Origin of the sequence: Microbacterium sp. NPDC080220, from assembly GCF_040686395.1 — a bacterium.
Lineage (GTDB): Bacteria > Actinomycetota > Actinomycetes > Actinomycetales > Microbacteriaceae > Microbacterium > Microbacterium gawkjiense.
In genome coordinates this window covers 546,323-565,251 of record NZ_JBFBOP010000001.1, presented here as the reverse complement: position 1 = coordinate 565,251, position 18,929 = coordinate 546,323, and the positions used below count along the sequence as shown (strand labels likewise).

30 protein-coding genes are annotated in these 18,929 nt (G+C 67.5%); 27 read left to right on the top strand and 3 right to left on the bottom strand.

Annotated elements, in window-relative coordinates; all coding sequences use genetic code 11:
- The 3 genes from nrdI to nrdF are packed head-to-tail and all read left to right on the top strand — an operon-like array spanning nucleotide 1 to nucleotide 3,583.
- The gene (gene nrdI / locus AB0P29_RS03070; protein WP_363378378.1) at nucleotides 1-438 is read left to right on the top strand and encodes a class Ib ribonucleoside-diphosphate reductase assembly flavoprotein NrdI; all 438 of its coding nucleotides are present in this window, start codon (nucleotides 1-3) and stop codon (nucleotides 436-438) included.
- Between the two features lie 5 nt (nucleotides 439-443).
- Entirely contained in the window at nucleotides 444-2,576 is a 2,133-nt protein-coding gene (nrdE, locus tag AB0P29_RS03065; protein WP_217532303.1) for a class 1b ribonucleoside-diphosphate reductase subunit alpha, read from the top strand.
- A gap of 29 nt (nucleotides 2,577-2,605) precedes the next feature.
- Nucleotides 2,606-3,583: a class 1b ribonucleoside-diphosphate reductase subunit beta gene (nrdF, locus tag AB0P29_RS03060; protein WP_064001665.1), complete on the top strand. Its 978-nt coding sequence runs from the start codon at nucleotides 2,606-2,608 to the stop codon at nucleotides 3,581-3,583.
- A gap of 114 nt (nucleotides 3,584-3,697) precedes the next feature.
- Here nrdF and AB0P29_RS03055 read toward each other — a convergent pair whose 3' ends face one another.
- The 3 genes from AB0P29_RS03055 to AB0P29_RS03045 are packed head-to-tail and all read right to left on the bottom strand — an operon-like array spanning nucleotide 3,698 to nucleotide 5,585.
- The gene (locus AB0P29_RS03055) at nucleotides 3,698-4,795 is read right to left on the bottom strand and encodes a tyrosine-type recombinase/integrase (RefSeq protein ID WP_363378374.1); all 1,098 of its coding nucleotides are present in this window, start codon (nucleotides 4,793-4,795) and stop codon (nucleotides 3,698-3,700) included.
- Nucleotides 4,795-5,253, bottom strand: a complete 459-nt coding sequence (locus tag AB0P29_RS03050; protein WP_363378372.1) for an ImmA/IrrE family metallo-endopeptidase — start codon at nucleotides 5,251-5,253, stop codon at nucleotides 4,795-4,797. The genes AB0P29_RS03055 and AB0P29_RS03050 overlap by 1 nt, the downstream gene beginning before the upstream one ends.
- The gene (locus AB0P29_RS03045; RefSeq protein WP_363378369.1) at nucleotides 5,250-5,585 is read right to left on the bottom strand and encodes a helix-turn-helix transcriptional regulator; all 336 of its coding nucleotides are present in this window, start codon (nucleotides 5,583-5,585) and stop codon (nucleotides 5,250-5,252) included. The genes AB0P29_RS03050 and AB0P29_RS03045 overlap by 4 nt, the downstream gene beginning before the upstream one ends.
- 88 nt (nucleotides 5,586-5,673) lie before the next feature.
- On the opposite strand from AB0P29_RS03045, the gene AB0P29_RS03040 reads away from it, so the two are divergent.
- The 24 genes from AB0P29_RS03040 (at nucleotide 5,674) to AB0P29_RS02925 (ending at nucleotide 18,729) form a co-directional block, all read left to right on the top strand.
- Nucleotides 5,674-5,919, top strand: a complete 246-nt coding sequence (locus AB0P29_RS03040) for a hypothetical protein (protein ID WP_363378367.1) — start codon at nucleotides 5,674-5,676, stop codon at nucleotides 5,917-5,919.
- Nucleotides 5,916-6,161 (top strand): hypothetical protein, encoded by a 246-nt coding sequence (locus AB0P29_RS03035; protein WP_363378365.1) that lies wholly within the window; start codon nucleotides 5,916-5,918, stop codon nucleotides 6,159-6,161. Before AB0P29_RS03040 ends, AB0P29_RS03035 begins: the two co-directional genes overlap by 4 nt.
- Entirely contained in the window at nucleotides 6,158-6,406 is a 249-nt protein-coding gene (locus AB0P29_RS03030; protein ID WP_363378363.1) for a hypothetical protein, read from the top strand. The genes AB0P29_RS03035 and AB0P29_RS03030 overlap by 4 nt, the downstream gene beginning before the upstream one ends.
- Entirely contained in the window at nucleotides 6,403-6,870 is a 468-nt protein-coding gene (locus tag AB0P29_RS03025; protein ID WP_363378361.1) for a hypothetical protein, read from the top strand. Before AB0P29_RS03030 ends, AB0P29_RS03025 begins: the two co-directional genes overlap by 4 nt.
- Nucleotides 6,871-6,958: 88 nt before the next feature.
- Complete coding sequence (locus AB0P29_RS03020) at nucleotides 6,959-7,558, top strand: hypothetical protein (protein WP_363378359.1); 600 nt, start codon at nucleotides 6,959-6,961, stop codon at nucleotides 7,556-7,558.
- On the top strand, nucleotides 7,555-7,860 hold the full coding sequence (locus AB0P29_RS03015) for a hypothetical protein (RefSeq protein WP_363378357.1): 306 nt from the start codon (nucleotides 7,555-7,557) through the stop codon (nucleotides 7,858-7,860). Before AB0P29_RS03020 ends, AB0P29_RS03015 begins: the two co-directional genes overlap by 4 nt.
- Nucleotides 7,860-8,099, top strand: a complete 240-nt coding sequence (locus tag AB0P29_RS03010; RefSeq protein ID WP_363378356.1) for a hypothetical protein — start codon at nucleotides 7,860-7,862, stop codon at nucleotides 8,097-8,099. Before AB0P29_RS03015 ends, AB0P29_RS03010 begins: the two co-directional genes overlap by 1 nt.
- Complete coding sequence (locus AB0P29_RS03005) at nucleotides 8,099-8,962, top strand: PD-(D/E)XK nuclease-like domain-containing protein (RefSeq protein WP_363378355.1); 864 nt, start codon at nucleotides 8,099-8,101, stop codon at nucleotides 8,960-8,962. Before AB0P29_RS03010 ends, AB0P29_RS03005 begins: the two co-directional genes overlap by 1 nt.
- On the top strand, nucleotides 8,959-9,990 hold the full coding sequence (locus tag AB0P29_RS03000; RefSeq protein ID WP_363378353.1) for a hypothetical protein: 1,032 nt from the start codon (nucleotides 8,959-8,961) through the stop codon (nucleotides 9,988-9,990). The genes AB0P29_RS03005 and AB0P29_RS03000 overlap by 4 nt, the downstream gene beginning before the upstream one ends.
- On the top strand, nucleotides 9,987-10,517 hold the full coding sequence (locus AB0P29_RS02995; RefSeq protein ID WP_363378351.1) for a hypothetical protein: 531 nt from the start codon (nucleotides 9,987-9,989) through the stop codon (nucleotides 10,515-10,517). Before AB0P29_RS03000 ends, AB0P29_RS02995 begins: the two co-directional genes overlap by 4 nt.
- Nucleotides 10,514-10,720 carry a hypothetical protein gene (locus tag AB0P29_RS02990; RefSeq protein ID WP_363378349.1) on the top strand — a complete coding sequence of 69 codons (207 nt, stop codon included), beginning with the start codon at nucleotides 10,514-10,516 and terminating at the stop codon, nucleotides 10,718-10,720. The genes AB0P29_RS02995 and AB0P29_RS02990 overlap by 4 nt, the downstream gene beginning before the upstream one ends.
- Nucleotides 10,717-11,037, top strand: coding sequence for a DUF4406 domain-containing protein (locus tag AB0P29_RS02985; protein WP_363378347.1), 321 nt, complete (start codon nucleotides 10,717-10,719; stop codon nucleotides 11,035-11,037). The genes AB0P29_RS02990 and AB0P29_RS02985 overlap by 4 nt, the downstream gene beginning before the upstream one ends.
- Complete coding sequence (locus AB0P29_RS02980) at nucleotides 11,034-11,510, top strand: hypothetical protein (RefSeq protein ID WP_363378344.1); 477 nt, start codon at nucleotides 11,034-11,036, stop codon at nucleotides 11,508-11,510. Before AB0P29_RS02985 ends, AB0P29_RS02980 begins: the two co-directional genes overlap by 4 nt.
- Complete coding sequence (locus tag AB0P29_RS02975) at nucleotides 11,510-11,677, top strand: hypothetical protein (RefSeq protein ID WP_363378343.1); 168 nt, start codon at nucleotides 11,510-11,512, stop codon at nucleotides 11,675-11,677. The genes AB0P29_RS02980 and AB0P29_RS02975 overlap by 1 nt, the downstream gene beginning before the upstream one ends.
- Complete coding sequence (locus AB0P29_RS02970; protein WP_363378341.1) at nucleotides 11,677-12,066, top strand: hypothetical protein; 390 nt, start codon at nucleotides 11,677-11,679, stop codon at nucleotides 12,064-12,066. Before AB0P29_RS02975 ends, AB0P29_RS02970 begins: the two co-directional genes overlap by 1 nt.
- Entirely contained in the window at nucleotides 12,063-12,881 is an 819-nt protein-coding gene (locus tag AB0P29_RS02965) for a helix-turn-helix domain-containing protein (RefSeq protein ID WP_363378339.1), read from the top strand. The genes AB0P29_RS02970 and AB0P29_RS02965 overlap by 4 nt, the downstream gene beginning before the upstream one ends.
- Nucleotides 12,878-13,198, top strand: a complete 321-nt coding sequence (locus AB0P29_RS02960) for a hypothetical protein (protein WP_363378337.1) — start codon at nucleotides 12,878-12,880, stop codon at nucleotides 13,196-13,198. The genes AB0P29_RS02965 and AB0P29_RS02960 overlap by 4 nt, the downstream gene beginning before the upstream one ends.
- Nucleotides 13,195-14,397, top strand: a complete 1,203-nt coding sequence (locus AB0P29_RS02955) for a DnaB-like helicase N-terminal domain-containing protein (RefSeq protein WP_363378335.1) — start codon at nucleotides 13,195-13,197, stop codon at nucleotides 14,395-14,397. Before AB0P29_RS02960 ends, AB0P29_RS02955 begins: the two co-directional genes overlap by 4 nt.
- The gene (locus AB0P29_RS02950; RefSeq protein ID WP_363378333.1) at nucleotides 14,394-14,639 is read left to right on the top strand and encodes a hypothetical protein; all 246 of its coding nucleotides are present in this window, start codon (nucleotides 14,394-14,396) and stop codon (nucleotides 14,637-14,639) included. The genes AB0P29_RS02955 and AB0P29_RS02950 overlap by 4 nt, the downstream gene beginning before the upstream one ends.
- Nucleotides 14,636-15,001, top strand: a complete 366-nt coding sequence (locus AB0P29_RS02945; protein ID WP_363378332.1) for a hypothetical protein — start codon at nucleotides 14,636-14,638, stop codon at nucleotides 14,999-15,001. Before AB0P29_RS02950 ends, AB0P29_RS02945 begins: the two co-directional genes overlap by 4 nt.
- Nucleotides 14,998-15,633, top strand: a complete 636-nt coding sequence (locus tag AB0P29_RS02940) for a hypothetical protein (RefSeq protein ID WP_363378330.1) — start codon at nucleotides 14,998-15,000, stop codon at nucleotides 15,631-15,633. The genes AB0P29_RS02945 and AB0P29_RS02940 overlap by 4 nt, the downstream gene beginning before the upstream one ends.
- Complete coding sequence (locus AB0P29_RS02935; protein WP_363378328.1) at nucleotides 15,630-15,953, top strand: hypothetical protein; 324 nt, start codon at nucleotides 15,630-15,632, stop codon at nucleotides 15,951-15,953. The genes AB0P29_RS02940 and AB0P29_RS02935 overlap by 4 nt, the downstream gene beginning before the upstream one ends.
- Complete coding sequence (locus tag AB0P29_RS02930) at nucleotides 15,953-16,099, top strand: hypothetical protein (RefSeq protein WP_363378326.1); 147 nt, start codon at nucleotides 15,953-15,955, stop codon at nucleotides 16,097-16,099. Before AB0P29_RS02935 ends, AB0P29_RS02930 begins: the two co-directional genes overlap by 1 nt.
- Nucleotides 16,096-18,729, top strand: coding sequence for a DNA methyltransferase (locus AB0P29_RS02925; RefSeq protein WP_363378325.1), 2,634 nt, complete (start codon nucleotides 16,096-16,098; stop codon nucleotides 18,727-18,729). Before AB0P29_RS02930 ends, AB0P29_RS02925 begins: the two co-directional genes overlap by 4 nt.
- Nucleotides 18,730-18,929: the final 200 nt, after the last annotated feature.

Sequence of the window (18,929 nt, the reverse complement as noted above, 5' to 3'; positions counted from 1 at the left end):
ATGAGCGCGGCCGTCGTGACGAACGTGCCGCTGCTCGTCTACTTCTCGAGCCTGTCGGGCAACACCGCACGTTTCATCGAGAAGCTCGGGATGCCGGCACGCCGCATCCCGCTCCACTCCTCCGAACCCGTGCTCCGCGTCGAGGAGCCCTACGTCCTGGTCACCCCCACGTACGGGGGCGGCCAGGGCCGAGGAGAAGAGAAGGGCGCGGTTCCCAAGCAGGTCATCCGCTTCCTCAACGACGAGGGCAATCGGAGCCTGCTCCGCGGAGTCATCTCCGCAGGAAACAGCAATTTCGGCGAGTCGTTCTGCCTCGCCGGGGACATCATCAGCCGCAAGTGTCAGGTGCCGCACTTGTACCGGCTGGAAGTATTCGGCACGCCCGAGGACGTCGACCGCGTGAGCGGCGGATTGGAAGACTGGTGGAAGCTGCAGTGACCGATATGGCCTTCAAGACGGAGGCGCGCTTCGAGGGCATGGACTACCACGCCCTGAACGCGATGCTGAACCTCTACGGCGAGGACGGGAAGATCCAGTTCGACGCCGACAAGCGCGCGGCGCGGGAGTACTTCCTGCAGCACGTGAACCAGAACACCGTCTTCTTCCACTCGCTGAAGGAGAAGCTCGACTACCTGGTCGAGAAGGAGTACTACGAGGGCGCCGTCATCGACGCGTACCCGTTCGAGTTCATCCAGTGGCTCAACGACCACGCCTACGCGCAGAAGTTCCGTTTCGACACGTTCCTCGGCGCGTTCAAGTACTACACGAGCTACACGCTCAAGACCTTCGACGGCAAGCGCTACCTCGAGCGCTTCGAGGACCGCGTCGTGATGACCGCTCTCGCCCTCGCCGCCGGTGACCAGGACCTCGCCACGAAGCTCGTCGACGAGATCCTGTCGGGCCGCTTCCAGCCCGCCACCCCCACCTTCCTCAACGCCGGCAAGGCGCAGCGCGGCGAACTCGTCTCCTGCTTCCTCCTGCGCATCGAGGACAACATGGAGTCGATCGCCCGCGGCATCAACTCCGCGCTGCAGCTCTCCAAGCGCGGCGGCGGCGTGGCCCTGCTCCTCTCGAACATCCGCGAGGCGGGCGCCCCGATCAAGCAGATCGAGAACCAGTCGTCGGGCATCATCCCCGTCATGAAGCTTCTCGAAGACAGCTTCAGCTACGCCAACCAGCTGGGTGCGCGTCAGGGCGCCGGTGCCGTGTACCTCTCGGCCCACCACCCCGACATCATGAAGTTCCTCGACACCAAGCGCGAGAACGCGGACGAGAAGATCCGCATCAAGACGCTGTCGCTGGGTGTCGTCGTCCCCGACATCACGTTCGAGCTCGCGAAGAACGACGAGGACATGTACCTCTTCTCGCCGTACGACGTCGAGCGGGTCTACGGCGTGCCCTTCGGCGACATCTCGGTCACTGAGAAGTACCGCGAGATGGTCGACGACGCGCGCATCAAGAAGACCAAGATCAAGGCGCGCGAGTTCTTCCAGACCCTCGCCGAGATCCAGTTCGAGTCGGGCTACCCGTACATCATGTTCGAGGACACGGTGAACAAGGCCAACCCGATCAAGGGTCGGATCAACATGTCCAACCTCTGCTCGGAGATCCTGCAGGTCAACACGCCGACGACGTTCAACGAGGACCTCTCGTACGACCAGATCGGCAAGGACATCTCCTGCAACCTCGGCTCGATGAACATCGCCCTCGCGATGGACGGCCGCGACCTCGCCGGAACGGTGGAGACCAGCATCCGTGCCCTCAGCGCGGTCAGCGACCAGAGCCACATCCGCTCGGTCCGCTCCATCGAGGACGGCAACGACAAGTCGCACGCCATCGGCCTCGGCCAGATGAACCTGCACGGCTACCTCGCCCGCGAGCACGTCCACTACGGCTCGGAGGAGGGTGTCGACTTCACGAACATCTACTTCTACACGGTGCTGTTCCACGCGCTGCAGGCCTCGAACAAGATCGCCATCGAGCGCGGTCAGGTCTTCGACGGCTTCTGGGACTCGAAGTACGCCTCGGGCGAGTTCTTCGACAAGTACACCGAGCAGGAGTGGAAGCCTGCGACGGCCCGGGTCGAGGAGCTCTTCGAGGGCATCCACATCCCGACCCAGCAGGACTGGCTCGAGCTGAAGGCATCCATCCAGAAGCACGGCATCTACAACCAGAACCTGCAGGCCGTCCCGCCGACGGGCTCGATCTCGTACATCAACAACTCGACGAGCTCGATCCACCCGATCGCGTCGAAGATCGAGATCCGCAAGGAAGGCAAGATCGGCCGCGTCTACTACCCGGCGCCGTTCATGACGAACGACAACCTCGAGTACTACGAGGACGCGTACGAGATCGGCTACGAGAAGGTCATCGACACCTACGCCGCCGCCACCCAGCACGTCGACCAGGGCCTGTCGCTGACGCTGTTCTTCAAGGACACCGCCACTACGCGCGACATCAACAAGGCGCAGATCTACGCCTGGCGCAAGGGCATCAAGACGATCTACTACATCCGTCTCCGTCAGATGGCGCTCGAGGGCACCGACATGACCGAGTGCGTCTCCTGCATGCTCTGACCGGCCGAGATTCGATAGAGGAAGAAGACATGACCCCCGAACCCCTGAAGCTCCTCGGCTCGGTCCAGGCGATCAACTGGAACCGCATCCAGGACGACAAGGACCTCGAGGTGTGGAACCGCCTCGTGAACAACTTCTGGCTGCCCGAGAAGGTGCCGCTGTCCAACGACATCCAGTCGTGGGCGACGCTCACCCCCGAGGAGCAGCAGACCACGATGCGCGTGTTCACCGGCCTGACGCTGCTCGACACGATCCAGGGCACCGTCGGCGCCGTCTCGCTGATCCCTGACGCGATCACCCCGCACGAGGAGGCCGTCTACACGAACATCGCGTTCATGGAGTCGGTGCACGCGAAGAGCTACTCGTCGATCTTCTCGACGCTCGCGTCGACGCCCGAGATCGACGACGCGTTCCGCTGGTCGGTCGAGAACGAGAACCTTCAGAAGAAGGCCCGCATCGTCATGGACTACTACCGGGGCGACGAGCCGCTCAAGCGCAAGGTCGCCTCGACCCTGCTCGAGTCGTTCCTCTTCTACTCCGGGTTCTACCTGCCGCTGTACTGGTCGTCGAAGGCGAAGCTGACGAACACGGCCGACATCATCCGCCTCATCATCCGCGATGAGGCCGTGCACGGCTACTACATCGGCTACAAGTTCCAGCGCGGGCTCGAGACCCTCGGCCAGGCCGAGCGCGACGAGCTCAAGGACTACACGTTCTCGCTGCTCTACGAGCTCTACGACAACGAGGTGCAGTACACGCAGGACCTCTACGACGGCATCGGCCAGACCGAGGACGTCAAAAAGTTCCTGCACTACAACGCCAACAAGGCGCTCATGAACCTCGGCTACGAGGCGATGTTCCCCGCCACGGTCACGAACGTGAACCCGGCGATCCTGTCGGCCCTGTCGCCGAACGCCGACGAGAACCACGACTTCTTCAGCGGATCGGGCTCGTCGTACGTCATCGGCAAGGCGGTCGCCACCGAGGACGACGACTGGGACTTCTGATAATCCCTGGTCAGCGGCGTATCGCCTGACAGATACAAGGCCCCCGGCGGCTGCTCTCTTGAGCGGCTTCCGGGGGCCTTTTGTCGTGTCTGCCCACGCTTTGCCCACACCTGCTCAGGCCAGTGCGGCCTTCCGTGCGCTGTCCATGCGGTCAGCGATGACGTCGAGGTCGATGTCGAACAGGTGCCCGTAGACGTCGAGCGTGACGGATGCGGAGGCGTGGCCGAGCATCTGCTGGACCACCTTCACGTTGGCGCCGGACTGGATCGCGAGAGACGCGGCAGTGTGCCGAAGGTCGTGCTCGGTGATCCGAGGGAACGACGGATCCGCGGCCTGGGCTGCGCGCACCGCTCGAGCGAACCACCCCGAGGTCCGGTGCGGGTAGAGGACGTGCGTCCGCCCGTCGCCGAATACGAGATCGTCCGGACCCTTGCCTTCACACGCCTTCGCGAGGTGGGGGAGGAGGAACGCCGGGATCGCCGTGTCGCGCGCCTGGCCGCTCTTCGTCGTCCCGACGACGTACTGGCCCTTCACCAGGACCGCGTTGTCGACGATCCGGATCCGCCGGCGGAGCATGTTGAGGTGCCTGACGCGCAGCGCCACGGCCTCACCCCAACGCGGGCCGCAGTATGCGAGCGTGTAGGCCAGGGTCCTGTGCTGCTCGACAGTGCTGGCGACCAGTAGCTCGACCTGTGCGTGGCTCAGGAATCGGGGCTCTTTCTTCGGCTTCGCGGGCATCTCGAGGCCCCGGGACGGGACCTTCGAGATGATGCCGTCGCGCTCAGCGATCGCGAGGACTCCCGAAAGGACGAACACCGCGCGCCGCACGGACTGGGCGCCGAGCCGTTCGCAGAGCTCGGAGATCCAGTCCTCAACCTCGGAGGGGCGGATGGTCGCGACGCCGCGGTCGCCCCAGCGGGGTTCGACGTGAACCCGCCAGGTCGTCTCGAGCGTGTTCTGCGAGGACGGCTTGAGTCGAGCGAGGCGTCCGCGCTTCCACTGCTCCGCGAAGGATGAGACGGTGCGACGGCCGGCGCTCGGGTCGAGGTAGTCGCCCTTCGCCTTCGAGACGGTCACGGATGCCAGGAACAGCTCGGCGTCGCGCTTCGTCTTGAACCCGCGCTTGTCGGTCTGCGACTTGTCGGGCTTCCGGTACCGGACGCGCCACCTCTTGCCCTGCGCTGTCTGGTACGGGGTAATGGACCCGGCCATCAGGCCACGTTCTCCCGGTGCGTCCACATGCCCGCGCCCATCTTCGGCTGCACGTAGACGGTGTCGCCGATGCGGAGGAGGACGCGCTGATACGCCTCGACGATGCTGCGCACCACGCCGAGGTCGTGCGCGATCGCGCCAGCGTGCCCGTGGTGGATCGCCTCGGCGGTGACGTAGTCCTCCCGCCGGATCAGGCGGAGTGCTGCCCACTCATCGGCTCGTCGCTCCTGCTTCGCGTTGACGGGACCGAACATGCTCGGCTCGTCGGCGAAGATCGCGTGCGCGCACTCGTGTGCGAGGACCGATCGGTGCAGTCGGGTCGCCATGCCAGCGCGGAGCCGGATGAGGCGTCGCTCGTGAATGTACTCGCCGTCGCGATCAGCGGGCAGGTCGCGGACGTGCTCGATGCGCACGCCCAGCGCGGTGAGGGCGTCGTGGATCTGTTGGTCAGGTGTCATTGGTCCTCGCCGCGATCCGGGTCGGCCTGACGGGCCGCGGCAGGGAGATCCTGACGGGAGGTTCCGACATCGCCTCGCGGACGCAGCTGCGTGACGGGGGCCGTGCTCTCCCCAGCGGCGCGAGTGAAGATGACCTCCGGCTCGACGCCGAGCGCGTCGGCGAGCTTCGCGATGTCGTCGGTGGTGAGGGCTGTCTCCCCGCGCATCTTCACGAAGAACGTGTTGCGACGGAGTCCTGAGCGGGTGATCACCTCTGCGCGGGTGAGTCCACTTTCGTCGATGAGCTTCTCGATCTGTTCGATCACGCGCCAGTTGAATGTGCGGTTGGTCACGGGGGAGAGGCTACCCAATTTCGGTACTTTGGGCAATAAGTACCGATTTCGGTTGTGAATGAGTACGGATATCGGTACTGTCTCCCGCATGGCAAGCGAACTCACCCCCTTCTCGCTCCGCGTGGCAGGTGCTGTGAGGGCCGAACTGGCCCGCCACAACCTCCCGGGCGAAGCTCTCATTCCTGTCCTCGGCATCGGTAAGAACGCCGTCTACGCACGTCTGCGTGGAGAGCGTTCTTTCGAGGTCGAGGAGATCGCGAAGATCGCGGCGTTCCTCAAGATCGAGGTCGGCGCACTGGTCAGCGCACCCGCTGCGATGGCGGTGGCGTCGTGAGCGCACCCGTCACTCCGCTTCGGGCTGGGGGATCGGCAGCGCCGGTCTACCTGTCGCCTGAGCAGGTGTGCGAGCTCGTCCCCGGGATGACCGTCGCGAACCTCAAGGACCTCCGCGCGTCGGGCAAGGGACCGGCCTACTTCAAGCCGACCGGTGACCGCGGTCGTGTGACTCTCTACGCGCAGCACGACGTCGTGCGCTGGATCGAGTCCTCCCGCGTCACCACTCGGGAGCAGCGATGAGCGTGCGCCGCACCGCCGCTGCAGTCGCGGTCGCTGCCGTCACCATCCTCTGCGTCGAGCCGATGCTCGCGCCGGGCATCAACTCCGCCGACCTGATCGTCATGGCCGGCCCCATCACTTTCGTCGCGCTGCTCTGGCCGCGACTCATGCCTCCCGCCGGGGACACCGTTCCCCCCACCGCTGCGACGACCTCCCCCCTCGTCGCTCACCCGGCGGGTTCTACTTCCAAGGAGACGAACCGATGAGCCTCACCGGTCAGAAGCTCGCCGGCGCCAAGATCGGCGTCGAGGTCGCCCAGCACATCCTGTGGCACTTCGGGGACACCAACGTCGGTGTCCAGCCCGGGCACTTCGTGAGCCGCCTCATGCTGCTCCTCTCCGCGGCGGATGCCGAGAACTTCGAGAAGCTGCGTGGCCTGTACCCCGAGTACGCCGCCGGCTTCGAGCTGGTCGCCCGCACCTCGTGGGGGCTGGACGAGGTCCGGTCGTTCATCAAGGCGCAAGTCTCTTCCGAGCGCCTCGACTTCACCGTGATCGGGATCGAGCCGGGACACGCGCAGGTCGCCGGCGACTCCGTGCGGCTGGGCGCCGCGAGCCCGTACGTGGTCACCGTGTGCCGCTCGGTCAACTCGGACACGGGCAAGCAGTGCGAGCTCCCTCCGGGGCACGTCGGCCTGCACACCGCATCGGTGGGGCGGCGGTGGGCATGAACGCGCTCGACTTCGCTCTCTCGACCGCTACCGCTTTCGCCGCGATCGTGACGTTCGCCGTGCTCGTCCTCGGCATGGCGGTGATGTCGTGATCGTCCTCGGCTTCGACACGTCGCTCACCGTGTCCGGCTGCGCCCGCGTCGACCTCGGCGTCGGCGAGTCCGGTCAGGTCGAGGCCCTGCACTGGGAAACGTGGCGCGCTCGCGCCTCGCGGCCGACGGACGACTCGGTGCTGGGGGAGCGTCGCCGGATCCGGCAGATGCTGCGCGAGATCCTCGCGCTCGTCCCCGAGCGGTTCGACCTGGCCGTCATCGAGGGTCCCGCGCCCGGTGGGAAGTTCAGCGGCAAGGCGGACGAGCGGTCCGGCCTGCGCTGGATGCTCATCGACCAGCTCTGCGCTCGAGGCGAGGTCGTGAAGATCGACCCCCAGACGCGCGCAGTACTCGGATCTGGCCGCGGCGTCCGCCGTCGGAAGAACGAGACCGCTGCTCAGGCGAAGGCGTTCGTCCTGAACGCTGTGCGCCTCCTCGTCCCGGACGCGAACGTCCCGGACCACAACGTCGGCGACGCCGTCGCGCTGGCTCACGCCGGCGCCGTCGCCCTTGGACTGCGAGCCGAGTACTCGGCCGCTCAAACCGAGGCTCACGCGAAGGTCGCGTGGCCCGTGATGGAAGGAATCCCCGCATGACCGACACCAAGCCCACCACCCTGAAGGCCGGGGTCCCGGCCGAGCAGTCGAACGGGCTCTTCGGGCTCGAAGAGGACCTCATGGCCAACCCGGCGAAGCAGGTGATCGCTGTCGTCACGTTCGAGGTCGACGACATCGTGCACAAGGAGCTGACCGGCGACCGGTACCCGATCGTGAAGATCAAGCACATCGAGCCGATCCGCGAGGAGAAGGCCGAGGCATCCGTGCTGAAGCTGCGCGACGCGGCGTACAAGAAGCGCACCGGCGAGAACGCGCTCGACCTGCCCGAGGTGGACGACTGATGGGCGCGGTCCTCGACCAGCCGATCAAGGTCGGCGACAAGTGGACGCAGACCGTCCAGCGTCGCGGCACAGACGGGAAGGTCCGCACGCAGAAACGGGTCATCGAGATCACCGGCGCGCCGACGCTGTCGAGCCCGGTGAACTTCCGGATCCGCCGCAACGACGCCCACCCGCACCGCAAGGGGAAGACCGGCTCGATCCGTCGCGCCGACCTCTACCGGAAGTACGAGGCCGCCTGATGAACGCGCCCGCGCTGCCCGAGGTGGTCTCGGGAAAGTTCATCCTCGGGATGCCGGAGGAGGAGTACCACTCGCACCCCGCGCTGTCCGCGTCGGGAATGAAGAACCTGCTGCGTTCGCCGAAGCACTTCCGGGCGGCGCGGTCGCTGAACAAGGCGAAGGCGGAGTTCGACATCGGTCACGCTGTGCACGCCCGAGTGCTTGGTATCGGCGCGCCGATGGTCGAGATTCCGGCATCGAAGCTTTCCGCCGACGGTGGCATCCGTTCGAACGATGCGAAGGCGTGGGTCGACGCGGCTCGTGCTGAGGGGCAGGTGCCGCTCAAGCCGCTGGTGTTCGCTGCGGTGAAGCGCGGGTCTGAGGCGGTCCTAGCGAACCCGAAGGCGCGGGCACTGCTCGAGACCCCCGGCTACACCGAAGTGTCCCTCTTCGCTGAGGACGAGCAGACCGGGGTGAAGCTCCGGGGTCGGATCGACCGTCTCGCGGACTCGCTCATCGACCTGAAGACGACGACGGACGTGCGCCCCCAGAAGCTGCGCGCCGCCGTGACGGACTTTCACTACGACCTGTCGGCAGCGGTCTACCGCGAGCTCGTCCGCCTGGTCATAGGGGAAGACCCGGGACCGATGCACCTGATCTTCGTCGAGAAGGAAGCACCCCACGAGGTCCGCGTCGTGCGCCTCTCCCACCCCGACTGGGTCGAGGGCGGCAGCCGCAAGATGCGTGCCGCGATCGACCTGTACGCCCGATGCGTCGAGTTCGGCCACTGGCCGGGCGCCGATGACGACGAAGGCCCCATCACCGAACTTGAACCCCCGGCGTGGTACCTGCCCGCCGTCGATCGTCTGGAGACGGACCTGTGACCCTGAACACCCGCAAGCCGACCGGCCTCCCGTCGTGGCCAGTCACCCTGCTGGCTGGCCGCGAGAAGGCCGGCAAATCGTGGACTGCCCTGCAGGGGTCCGCGTCTCCGCTCGTCGGCCGAACCCTCTACATCGGTGTCGGTGAGGACGACCCCGACGAGTACGCCGCTATCCCCGGCGCGAGCTTCGAGATCGTGCTGCACGACGGAACCTACGCCGGCATCCGCGGCGCCGTGGAGGACGCGGTTTCCGCACCGACCGTCGACGGTAAGCCGACGCTGATCATCTTCGATTCCGCCACCCGAGCGTGGAACCTGATCGTGGACAACGCGCAGGCCGTCGCAAACCGGAAGGCGAAGGGCAGGCAGGACCCGATGACGGGCGACTACTCCGTCACGCCCGACCTGTGGAACGCGGCCGCCGCGCAGTGGGCCGGGATCATCAACCCGCTTCTCCGTCACCAGGGACCTGTCGTGATCACCGCACGGCTCGACAACGTCATGGTGATGCGGAACGGGCAGCCCACGAACGAGAAGGAGTGGAAGGTCCAGGGGCACAAGACGTTGCCCTTCGACGCCTCTGCGGTGGTGGAGATGCGGGAGCGGGGCCACTTCCTCCTCACCGGTGTGCGCTCCGCTCGCATCGCGCTGCCGGAGCCGCGCCTGGTCCCCGAGTTCTCGCTGCCCTGGTTCTGGGACATGCTCGGCCTCGCGCAGGGGGTGGGGGAGCGGGTGCATTCCGCGATCGTCGCGGACTCGGGTCTTGAGGACGCCGTCGCTGCGATCCAGGCCGCCCGGAACCTCCCCGAGCTGCAGAGGGTCTGGGGGGAGCTTCAGCGGGCCGGCCTCGCCAAGGAGACCGAGCTGATCGAGGCGAAGGACATTCGCAAGCACGAGCTCTCGCAGTCGCCTGACACCGCTATCGGGTCAGCTGAGCCCGCGGGTCCCGAGCCTGACGCCGAGCCGCCTGCGAGCCCCACAGCGCCGGAGACGACAGAGTCCTGGCCGGTTGCGGCGGTGAAGGCATGAGCACGCAGGTCCTGGCATCGAACGGCGTCCCGGTGACCCTGACCGACGACGGCCGGCTGATCGTGGAGAACAGTGACCACACCTACCCGGCCACGGTCGCCGCAGGTGAGCACGTCGACGCGCTCCGCGAGTTCTTCCGGACGGAAGAGGATGCACGCCTCGGGCGGTGGCGGTGGCCGGAGAACCCCGACTACGTCGTCTACCCGGACGGGACGAGCCGGCGCGTGGTTCGGGAGTCGGACGGTGCCTCGCTGAACGTCTCCTTGCACGACCGCGAGGTGATGACGACCTACCTGGACAGCTATGTCGGAGCGGCTCGCGCGTACGACGAGTTCCACCCGGAGCCGAAGCCCTGGCACGACGCGAAGCCGGGTGAGGTGTGGGTCATCGTGACCCGAAACGTTGGCGAGGAGCGCGCGGTGCAGGTGCACGGCGACCAGTTCCACTACAACGACGGCTACGAGTTCCCGCTGACCTACGACGCCATCGAGTCGGGTCGACGGATCTGGCCGGGGGACGCATCGTGAGCGCGCCGACCCGCACGCTGACCTCGATCCGTGCTCGCGACGTGAAGTCGGGCGACGTCACCCACTTCGGCGATGTGCCGTACACGGTGACGGAGGTCGTGCCCGGCGCGAATGGGCAGATCTACCTCATCATGCGGTCGGAGTCCGGCGGCGTGATCGTCCCCGAGCGGGACCCGGGCGAGATCGTGAGCGTCTGGCGATGACACGGATCTACGTCGCCGGTCCGATGACCGGCCTGCCCGAGTTCAACTACCCGGCGTTCCGCGACGCGGCCGCGGCCCTCGCCAGCCTCGGCTTCGAGGTCGAGGACCCGTCGACCAACGAGAACCCGACGCCGGGCGACTACCACGGGTGGCTTCGTGCCGGGCTCGCGCAACTCATCCGCTGCGACGCGGTCGCCCTGCTCGCCGGGTGGGAGGCGTCCGGCGGGGCACGCCTCGAGGTGAATGTCGCCGCGACGCTCGGCCTGCGCGTCGCTCCGCTGCCCGAGTGGCTGACAGGGACGGCGGTGCCCGCATGAGCGATCTCCAGGTAACCGACAGTGAGGCTCTGACGTGGCCCGACGGGACGCTCGTCGACGTCGATTCGATCCGCGCGAACACGGATGCCGCCCAGCAGGTCGCCGAGCCGGATCCCGCTGACCGTGCGCTCCGCTCCCCGGACTGGGTGATCGGCGAGCTCGCGACGGTGTCGCATCACGCGGCCCGGATGGTCGTGGTCATCGCTCGAGCGGAGGAGCTGAAGCGTGCCGCGTCGACGGCGCTGGCGCGGCGGAAGGCGCAGCTCCGGTGGGATCACCGTGCGCTGCCCGCTGCCCAGCTCACCGCGAAGATCACCCTCGGCTGCGCAGATGAGCAGGACGAGTACGACCGCACGGTGATCGCGTTCGAGTACGCCCGGCGGATCGGGAATCTGCTGAAGGACTACACCTCCCGGGTGCAGACGATCGGCAAGCAGGTCGAGCTGGTCTACCGCGACGCGGGGAGGCAGTGATGCGGATCGTCACCTGCGACGCGAAGGTCGCGAAGCTTGGCGGCTGGGCGAAGTGCCCGGAGCAGACCCCGGCGAATCAGACGGACGGGTGGACGCTCGGACGGTTCGGGGACTTCTGCCCCGAGCACACGCGGCTCGCCGCTCGCTACGCGGGGCGGGCTGCCTGATGGGCGCGGAGTTCACGGCGAAGCAGGTACGGCACCTGTTCTTCACCCGCGAGGCGCAGCGGTGCTTCTACTGCCGACGCCCGCTGTCGTTCCAGCTTCGCGGTTCGATGCTCGCCGGCGGCTGGTCCATCCATCACCGGAAGGGCCGCCGCGCCGGCGACAACAGCTACCCGAACGGCCTCGTCCTTTGCGGCACCGGCACCACCGGATGCCACGGGCGAGTCACCGAAGACCCGGAGTGGGCGTACGACTTCGGGCTCGCGATCCGCCGGCTCGCGATGACGCCCGAGTTCTCTCCGGCGCTGATGCGCGTCCGGGACGGCGCAGGCCGATGGTTTCTGCTCACCGCAGGTGGTCGAGCAGTGGAAGTGGAAGGACCGAACCAATGAGCGTGAAGGTGTCCAGCTGGGTCTGGCACGGCGACGAGACCGCGGGGCTCTCGGGTAACGAGATGATCCTGATGCTCGCGCTCGCCGACGTCGCGGACGACAACGGCCGGTGCCGCTACCTCGCTGACGAGGACGACCTCAGCTACGGCGGCCTCGCGAGGAAGGTCCGTGTCGATCGACGCACGATCGAGCGGCTGATTCCGAAGCTCCGGCTGCAGGGCCTCCTCGGGATGAAGCGAGGCTCCAAGACGACCCCGAACGAGTTCCGGCTGGTCGTCCCGTGGGCGAAAACCACCACCGACAAAGTGTCGGGGAACGATTCGGATGCACCGACAGCCGTGCAGGATTCACCGACAGCGGTGCACGCATTCACCGACACGAGCGGTGATCGCTCCTCTTATCAACGTATAGACGTAAGAGACGTATCAACGTCGGACGTCGCAAGCGACGCCGCCGCGCCCTATTCGTCTGAGGTCATCGATCTCTGCGAGAAGCTCGCGGCCGCGGTCCGGGCGAACGGCCACAAGGTCGGAACTGTCGGACAGCTGTGGTGGGCGGCGTGCGATCGCCTCATCCGCCTCGACGGGTACAGCGTCGAGCAGGTCGAGTGGATGATCCGCTGGGCGACGACGGACGAGTTCTGGGCGGCGAACATCCGGTCGATGCCCAAGCTGCGCGAGAAGTTCTCGACGCTCGTCGCTCAGGCGAAGCGGAAGGCGGGTCAGGCTCCCGTCGACCGTGCGCGCGCGACGCTCGACCTCGGCGCTCGGCTGCAGGCTCAGGCGGATGCCGCGGCTCGTGGGGTGGCGTCGTGAACCTCCAGCAGACGGCTGAGCTGCTGACGCTCATCCAAATCATCGACAACCGGCGCGTGGACGAGGCCGTGATCCTCGCTTGGCAGGAGCTCGTCGAGGACCTCGACTCCCCGGTTGCGCGGGAGGCAGTCAAGCTCCACCGTCGCGAGACGTCGGACTGGATCACGCCGGCACACGTCCGTGCGAACTACTTCCGGATCCTGAACGCCCAGCGCTTCCCCGAGGACGACCACGGCAACGCGCTCGCTCCCGATCACAGTGCCCTCGAGGCTCAGGACCGGCTCAGCCGTGGACAGATGCGCGAGGTGACCTCGTGACCGAGAACGAGCAGAGCGTCACCGCTGAGCAGTCGGTCCTGGGCGCCATGATGATCAGCTCGAAGGCCGCTGCGGAGGTGCTCACACTCCTCCGCACCGAGGATTTCGCGGTTCCGCGCCATGCGGTCATCTTCGACGCGATCGCGGCGCTGTCGACCTCGCAGGCGCCCACGGACGCCGTCGCGGTCGCTGACCAGCTGATGAAGGTCGGGGAGCTGCAGGCGTCCGGCGGAGCCGCGTACGTCCATCACCTGACCTCGGTCACTCCGACGGCGGCGAACGTCACGTACTACGCCTCCATCGTCCGGACCGACTCAACCCGCCGCGGGCTGAAAGTCATCGGTGAGCAGCTCACCGCGGAGATCTCGGACCCCGGCGTCGCCCTGGCGAAGGCGATGAACGCGATGCAGGACCTCCGCGACCAGACGCTCCAGGAGGGCGACTCGCAGGTCCGTTACCTGGCTGAGGTCCTGGACGTCCCGGAGGAGGAGGACGTTCCCGAGTGGGTGATCCCGGGCGTGGTCGAGCGGCGTGATCGGCTCGCGCTGACTGCTGGGGAAGGTGCGGGCAAGAGCACGCTCCTCCGCCAGATGGCGATCCTGTCCGCGGCCGGCATCCACCCGTTCCGCTTCTCGCCGATCGACCCCGTGCGGGTCCTCGTCGTCGACGCGGAGAACAGCGAGCGGCAGTGGCGTCGCAAGACCCGCCACATGGCTGATCGCGCCGAGATGCTCGGGCAGCGCAGCCCCGTCGATCACGTCGCACTCCGGTGCGTCGACCTCATGGATATCACCTCCGCGGGCGACCTCGGCCGGATCCACAAATGGATGGACGAGGTCCAACCGGATCTCGTCGTCATCGGCCCGCTGTACCGGATGGTCCCGGGCGGGCTGAACGGCGACGAGGAAGCGCAGGCGGCCCTGCGAGCACTCGACACGATCCGCGCACGCAACGTCGCGATGCTCATCGAGCTTCACGCCGGCCACGCCAAGGAGAAGGACGGCGAGCGGAACCTCCGTCCACGCGGGTCATCGCAGCTCCTCGGCTGGCCGGAGTTCGGGATCGGGCTGACGCGCGAGAAGGAGATCGTCAACGGCCGCTCTCGGTACCGGTTCATCCGGTGGCGCGGCGACCGCGATGACCGGGTCTGGCCGCACCTCGTCCGTGGCCAGGAGTGGCCCTGGGAGACGACCGCATGAACAGCAACGAAGGGAACAGCGACATGGGAACCACACGACGAACACAAGTCGAAGCGATCGACGCACTCACCGCGGAGCTGCGCACCGCGAACAACCTGAAGGCGCTCGAGCTGGGCGCGAAGGCGTGGAAGCACGACGAGGGGCGCAACGTCACCTCGGCCAACGCGATCGCCGACCTGAACGCGCGGAACGGTCTGCGCGCGCAGGTTCGCGCCGCGCTCAACATCGAGGAGCAGCAGTGAGCGTCACGATCGACATGACGGTGATCGTCGCCGACGTCGAGGTCACCGACGACTACCAGGTGGAGCTGCGCACCCCGATCGCACGGAAGCGGCGCACGATTCTCGACCTCGCCGCGGCCGAGCGCCTCGGTCTGGACCTGCTGGCCGCCGCTGAGGACGCGCGCCGGATGCTCGCCGAGGACCGAGCGGCCGCGGACGCCGACCAGGCAGTGCACGGCTTCGACGTCGACCCGGTCATCTGCCGCGACTGCCGCGAAGGCAAGCACGGCGCCTGCATCGGCTCGGCGCACGTCGAGCGTGGCGACGAGATCGACGAGGTCGCGTGCCAGTGCCCCGCCGACGGACACCGGGGGCGGTCATGACCGCGTGGCCTACCGACCTCGACGTCGACCCGATCGCGCAGTGGCCGGGCAAGCTGACGCTCAGCCGGCAGCGGTCGAACTTCTCGGCATCCTGGACGAGCACCCTGGATCTGCTGCGGCGCGAGCTCTGGCACCTGGGCGCGAAGAACGCCCGCCTCCAGATCGCGGTCCCCGCTGAGCAGTTCCGCCTCGACGGGCGGCCGCGCGCGACGGCGAAGGCTGAGCACCCAGGCGTGATCCTCACGATGGACTCGCGCCACGGTGCGCTGTCCTACCCGTGCGACACCTTCACGACGTGGCAGGACAACGTCCGCGCGATCGCCCTGGCGCTCGAGGCTCTGCGGAAGGTCGATCGCTACGGGGTGACCAGGCGCGGCGAGCAGTACCGCGGCTTCCGCGCGCTCGAGGCGACCGCGGCGCCGGCGGGCTTCGCCGACGTGGATGAGGCTCTCGCGTTCCTCGGGACGTTCGTCCGGCTCGGAGCGTCCGAGCTTAAGGCGCACCGGGATGTCGCTGGCCGCGCTCTCCGCAAGGCGCAGCGCGAGACGCATCCCGACCACGGCGGCGACGCGGCGACGTTCCAGCGGGTGTCACTCGCCGAGGCCAAGCTGCGCGAGGAGGGCATCCTGTGAGCGCCTCGCTGTCACCGGCGGAGCAGCAGGAGGTCACCCGGTTCGGCATCCACGACGACGACGTCCTGAGGGACATGGAGATGCACCTCGGCGACGAGATCGGCTGCTCGCGCGCGGAGTGCGAGGCAGCGGCGTCCTGGAGCCTCTCGGCTCGCTGCTGCGGCGCAAGCCTGCAGCTGTGCACCACGCACCTGCAGCTCGCGCGAATCATGACGGACATCGGCTTCTGCGGGACCGGGCTCGTCGAGTGCGTCGCATGCGGCGTGCGGACGCGGATGCCCATCACCTTCGACGAGCTGTACCGGGTGGTGCCTCTCTGATGCCCGCCGCCGACACCCACGGCGCGAGCGAGATCGCCGGACGCGCCTACTGCGGCCGCAAGGCCAAGACCACCGAGAAGAGCTGGACCACCGTGACGTGCGCCGACTGCCAGGCAGCACGTCGAGCAGATGAGGAATCCCGATGAGCGCGCTACTCGCCCTCCAGACCGGCAACGACGGCACCCTGACCTACGACGACTTCCTGCGTGAGAAGGTCCGCTTCGACCGCTCCTACGGCTTCAACGTCCCGATGGAGGCGTTCTCGCCGATCTTCCAGCCCGGGCATCCCGACTTCAAGCCGCACCAGCGGGACATCGTCGGCTGGGCGGTGCGCGGCGGCCGGCGCGCGATCTTCGCCAGGTACGGCCTCGGCAAGACGATCATGCAGCTGGAGGTCCTGCGCCTGATCGTCGCCCTGGGAGGCGCACACGGCCGCGCAGACACGTTCGGGCGCACCGTCCGCCGCGGGCTCATCGTCGCTCCGCTCGGCGTCCGCTTCGACATCATCCGCGACGGCCGCCGCCACCTCGACACCGAGGTCCGGTTCGTCCGGCACACCGACGAGGTCGACCCCACCTGGTCCGGACTCTACGTCACCAACTACGAGTCCGTCCGCGACGGGAAGCTCGACGTCGACCTGTTCATCGCCGTCTCGCTCGACGAAGCCGCAGTACTCCGATCGTTCGGCTCCGAGACCTACCAGCGATTCATGGTCCTCTTCGAGCACGTCCCGTTCCGGTTCGTCGCGACCGCGACCCCGTCGCCGAACCGGCACAAGGAGCTGATCCACTACGCCGGCTTCCTCGGCATCATGGACACCGGCCAGGCGCTCACGCGGTTCTTCGAGCGCGACTCGTCGAAGGCGAACGAGCTGCACCTCTACCCGCACAAGCGGCGCGAGTTCTGGCTGTGGCTCAACACGTGGGCGTGCTTCATCCAGCGGCCCTCCGACCTCGGCTACGACGACGCCGGCTACGACCTCCCCGAGCTGCGGCTCCACTGGGAGGAGGTCACCGTCGACCTGCTGTCCGACCAGGTCGAGAAGGACGGGCAGGGTGTCCTTGTCCGCGGTGGCGCGATGTCCACGATCGACGCGGCACGCGAGAAGCGGCGGACGCTGGAGGCACGGGTCGACCGGGCGATGCGCATCGTCACCTCGCACTGGATGGACCCCAACGAGGCTGGCCAGATCATCCTCTGGTGCGACCTCAACGACGAGCAGACCGCGCTCGAGCGAGCACTCTCGGACCGCGGGCTCACGTTCTCGTCGATCCACGGTGCCCTGTCCGACGTCGAGATCGAAGAACGCCTCCGGGCGTGGCTCGACGGCGACACGTACGCGCTGATCGGTAAGCCGATGATGCTCGGCCGCGGTCTCAACCTGCAGCAGTGCTCCACGGCCGTCTTCGTCGGGATCACGCACAAGTACGAGCAGACCATCCAGGCCGTGCACCGGATCCACCGGTTCGGGCAGCAGCGACCCTGCGACATCCACCTGCTGTACGCCGAGACCGAATCGGAGGTCCGCGCCGTACTCGACCAGAAGTGGGCCGAGGACGCCGAGCTCACCGGCACCATGTCCGAGGTCCTCCGCGAATACGGGCTGTCAGCATCCGCCATCTCCAACGCTCTCGCTCGAGCGATGGGTGTCGAGCGAGAGGTGCACCACGGTGAAGCCTGGACCATCGCGCTCAACGACTCCGTCGCCGAATGGCGCGACCACGTCGAGCCCGACTCGATGGGCCTCATCGTCACGTCGATCCCGTTCGGCAACCACTACGAGTACTCGCCGAACTACGCCGACTTCGGGCACACCGACGACAACGCGCACTTCTGGTGGCAGAACGACTACCTCACCCCGTCGCTCTACCGATCGCTGATGCCCGGACGGATCCTCGCCGTCCACGTGAAGGACCGGCAGCTCTTCGGATCCGTCACCGGCGCCGGCGTCTACACCGTCTCACCGCTCCACGCCGAGGCGATCGCGCACTACACCGGGCACGGGTTCGACTACTTCGGGATGATCACAGTCACCACCGACGTCGTCCGCGAGAACAACCAGACCTACCGGCTGTCCTACTCGAAGATGCTCCGCGACCACACCCCGATGGGCGTCGGCTCACCCGAGTACGTGCTCCTGTTCCACAAGCCGCAGACGAACCGCTCCAAGGGCTGGGCCGACGTCCCCGTCGTGAAGGACCGCGCGCAGTACTCCGTCGGCCGGTGGCAGATCGACGCGGCCGCCGAATGGCGCACCGGCGGCGACCGGCTGCTGTCCCTCGACGAGCTCGCCGCGCTCGAGCCCGGCATCCGGTCGAAGCTGTTCACCCAGCAGTCGCGGGGGAGCGTCTACGACTACGACGCGCACGTCGCCCTCGCGGAACGCCTCGCAGCCGCGAACGCCCTGCCCGGCACCTTCGCATCCCTCGTCCCGGGCACCTGGCGGGAGGACATCTGGTTCGACGTCCTCCGCATTGAGACGCTGAACGGCCGGCAGAAGCGCCGCAACGTCGAGCAGCACATCTGCCCCTTCCCGCTCGACATCCCGCGCCGGCTGATCGCGATGTTCTCCAACCCGGGCGACCTCGTCGGCGACCCGTTCAGCGGGCTCGGCTCCACGGTCCTCGAAGCGGTCCGCGCCGGCCGCCGCGGCTACGGCGGAGAGCTGAACCCGGCATCCGTCGCTGACTCGCTCGTGTATCTCCGCGAGCACGACGACCAGCGGCACGTGCCCACCCTGTTCGATCTGCTCGACTTCGAGGAGACGGCAGCATGACCGGCCGTCACCTCACCGAGGCGCAGAGGACGCGTGTCGTGGTGCTGCGTACCGACGGACTCCCGGCCTCTTGGGTCGCGGAAGACGTCGGCGCGGCGATCGGGACCGTGCAGGCCATGTGCCCGTCACCCCCTGGAGAGGCGGCCGCGTGGCGGTCGGTATTCCAACAGATCCGGCGCGATCGGGTGCTGCTCGCGCTA

Excerpts from the sequence above, each read along its gene's own strand:
- nrdI (WP_363378378.1), top strand. The coding sequence starts at position 1 with ATGAGCGCGGCCGTCGTGACGAACGTGCCGCTGCTCGTCTACTTCTCG.
- nrdE (WP_217532303.1), top strand. The coding sequence starts at position 444 with ATGGCCTTCAAGACGGAGGCGCGCTTCGAGGGCATGGACTACCACGCC.
- nrdF (WP_064001665.1), top strand. The coding sequence starts at position 2,606 with ATGACCCCCGAACCCCTGAAGCTCCTCGGCTCGGTCCAGGCGATCAAC.
- AB0P29_RS03055 (WP_363378374.1), bottom strand. The coding sequence starts at position 4,795 with ATGGCCGGGTCCATTACCCCGTACCAGACAGCGCAGGGCAAGAGGTGG.
- AB0P29_RS03050 (WP_363378372.1), bottom strand. The coding sequence starts at position 5,253 with ATGACACCTGACCAACAGATCCACGACGCCCTCACCGCGCTGGGCGTG.
- AB0P29_RS03040 (WP_363378367.1), top strand. The coding sequence starts at position 5,674 with ATGGCAAGCGAACTCACCCCCTTCTCGCTCCGCGTGGCAGGTGCTGTG.
- AB0P29_RS03030 (WP_363378363.1), top strand. The coding sequence starts at position 6,158 with ATGAGCGTGCGCCGCACCGCCGCTGCAGTCGCGGTCGCTGCCGTCACC.
- AB0P29_RS03025 (WP_363378361.1), top strand. The coding sequence starts at position 6,403 with ATGAGCCTCACCGGTCAGAAGCTCGCCGGCGCCAAGATCGGCGTCGAG.
- AB0P29_RS03015 (WP_363378357.1), top strand. The coding sequence starts at position 7,555 with ATGACCGACACCAAGCCCACCACCCTGAAGGCCGGGGTCCCGGCCGAG.
- AB0P29_RS03010 (WP_363378356.1), top strand. The coding sequence starts at position 7,860 with ATGGGCGCGGTCCTCGACCAGCCGATCAAGGTCGGCGACAAGTGGACG.
- AB0P29_RS03005 (WP_363378355.1), top strand. The coding sequence starts at position 8,099 with ATGAACGCGCCCGCGCTGCCCGAGGTGGTCTCGGGAAAGTTCATCCTC.
- AB0P29_RS02995 (WP_363378351.1), top strand. The coding sequence starts at position 9,987 with ATGAGCACGCAGGTCCTGGCATCGAACGGCGTCCCGGTGACCCTGACC.
- AB0P29_RS02985 (WP_363378347.1), top strand. The coding sequence starts at position 10,717 with ATGACACGGATCTACGTCGCCGGTCCGATGACCGGCCTGCCCGAGTTC.
- AB0P29_RS02980 (WP_363378344.1), top strand. The coding sequence starts at position 11,034 with ATGAGCGATCTCCAGGTAACCGACAGTGAGGCTCTGACGTGGCCCGAC.
- AB0P29_RS02975 (WP_363378343.1), top strand. The coding sequence starts at position 11,510 with ATGCGGATCGTCACCTGCGACGCGAAGGTCGCGAAGCTTGGCGGCTGG.
- AB0P29_RS02970 (WP_363378341.1), top strand. The coding sequence starts at position 11,677 with ATGGGCGCGGAGTTCACGGCGAAGCAGGTACGGCACCTGTTCTTCACC.
- AB0P29_RS02965 (WP_363378339.1), top strand. The coding sequence starts at position 12,063 with ATGAGCGTGAAGGTGTCCAGCTGGGTCTGGCACGGCGACGAGACCGCG.
- AB0P29_RS02950 (WP_363378333.1), top strand. The coding sequence starts at position 14,394 with ATGAACAGCAACGAAGGGAACAGCGACATGGGAACCACACGACGAACA.
- AB0P29_RS02940 (WP_363378330.1), top strand. The coding sequence starts at position 14,998 with ATGACCGCGTGGCCTACCGACCTCGACGTCGACCCGATCGCGCAGTGG.
- AB0P29_RS02930 (WP_363378326.1), top strand. The coding sequence starts at position 15,953 with ATGCCCGCCGCCGACACCCACGGCGCGAGCGAGATCGCCGGACGCGCC.
- AB0P29_RS02925 (WP_363378325.1), top strand. The coding sequence starts at position 16,096 with ATGAGCGCGCTACTCGCCCTCCAGACCGGCAACGACGGCACCCTGACC.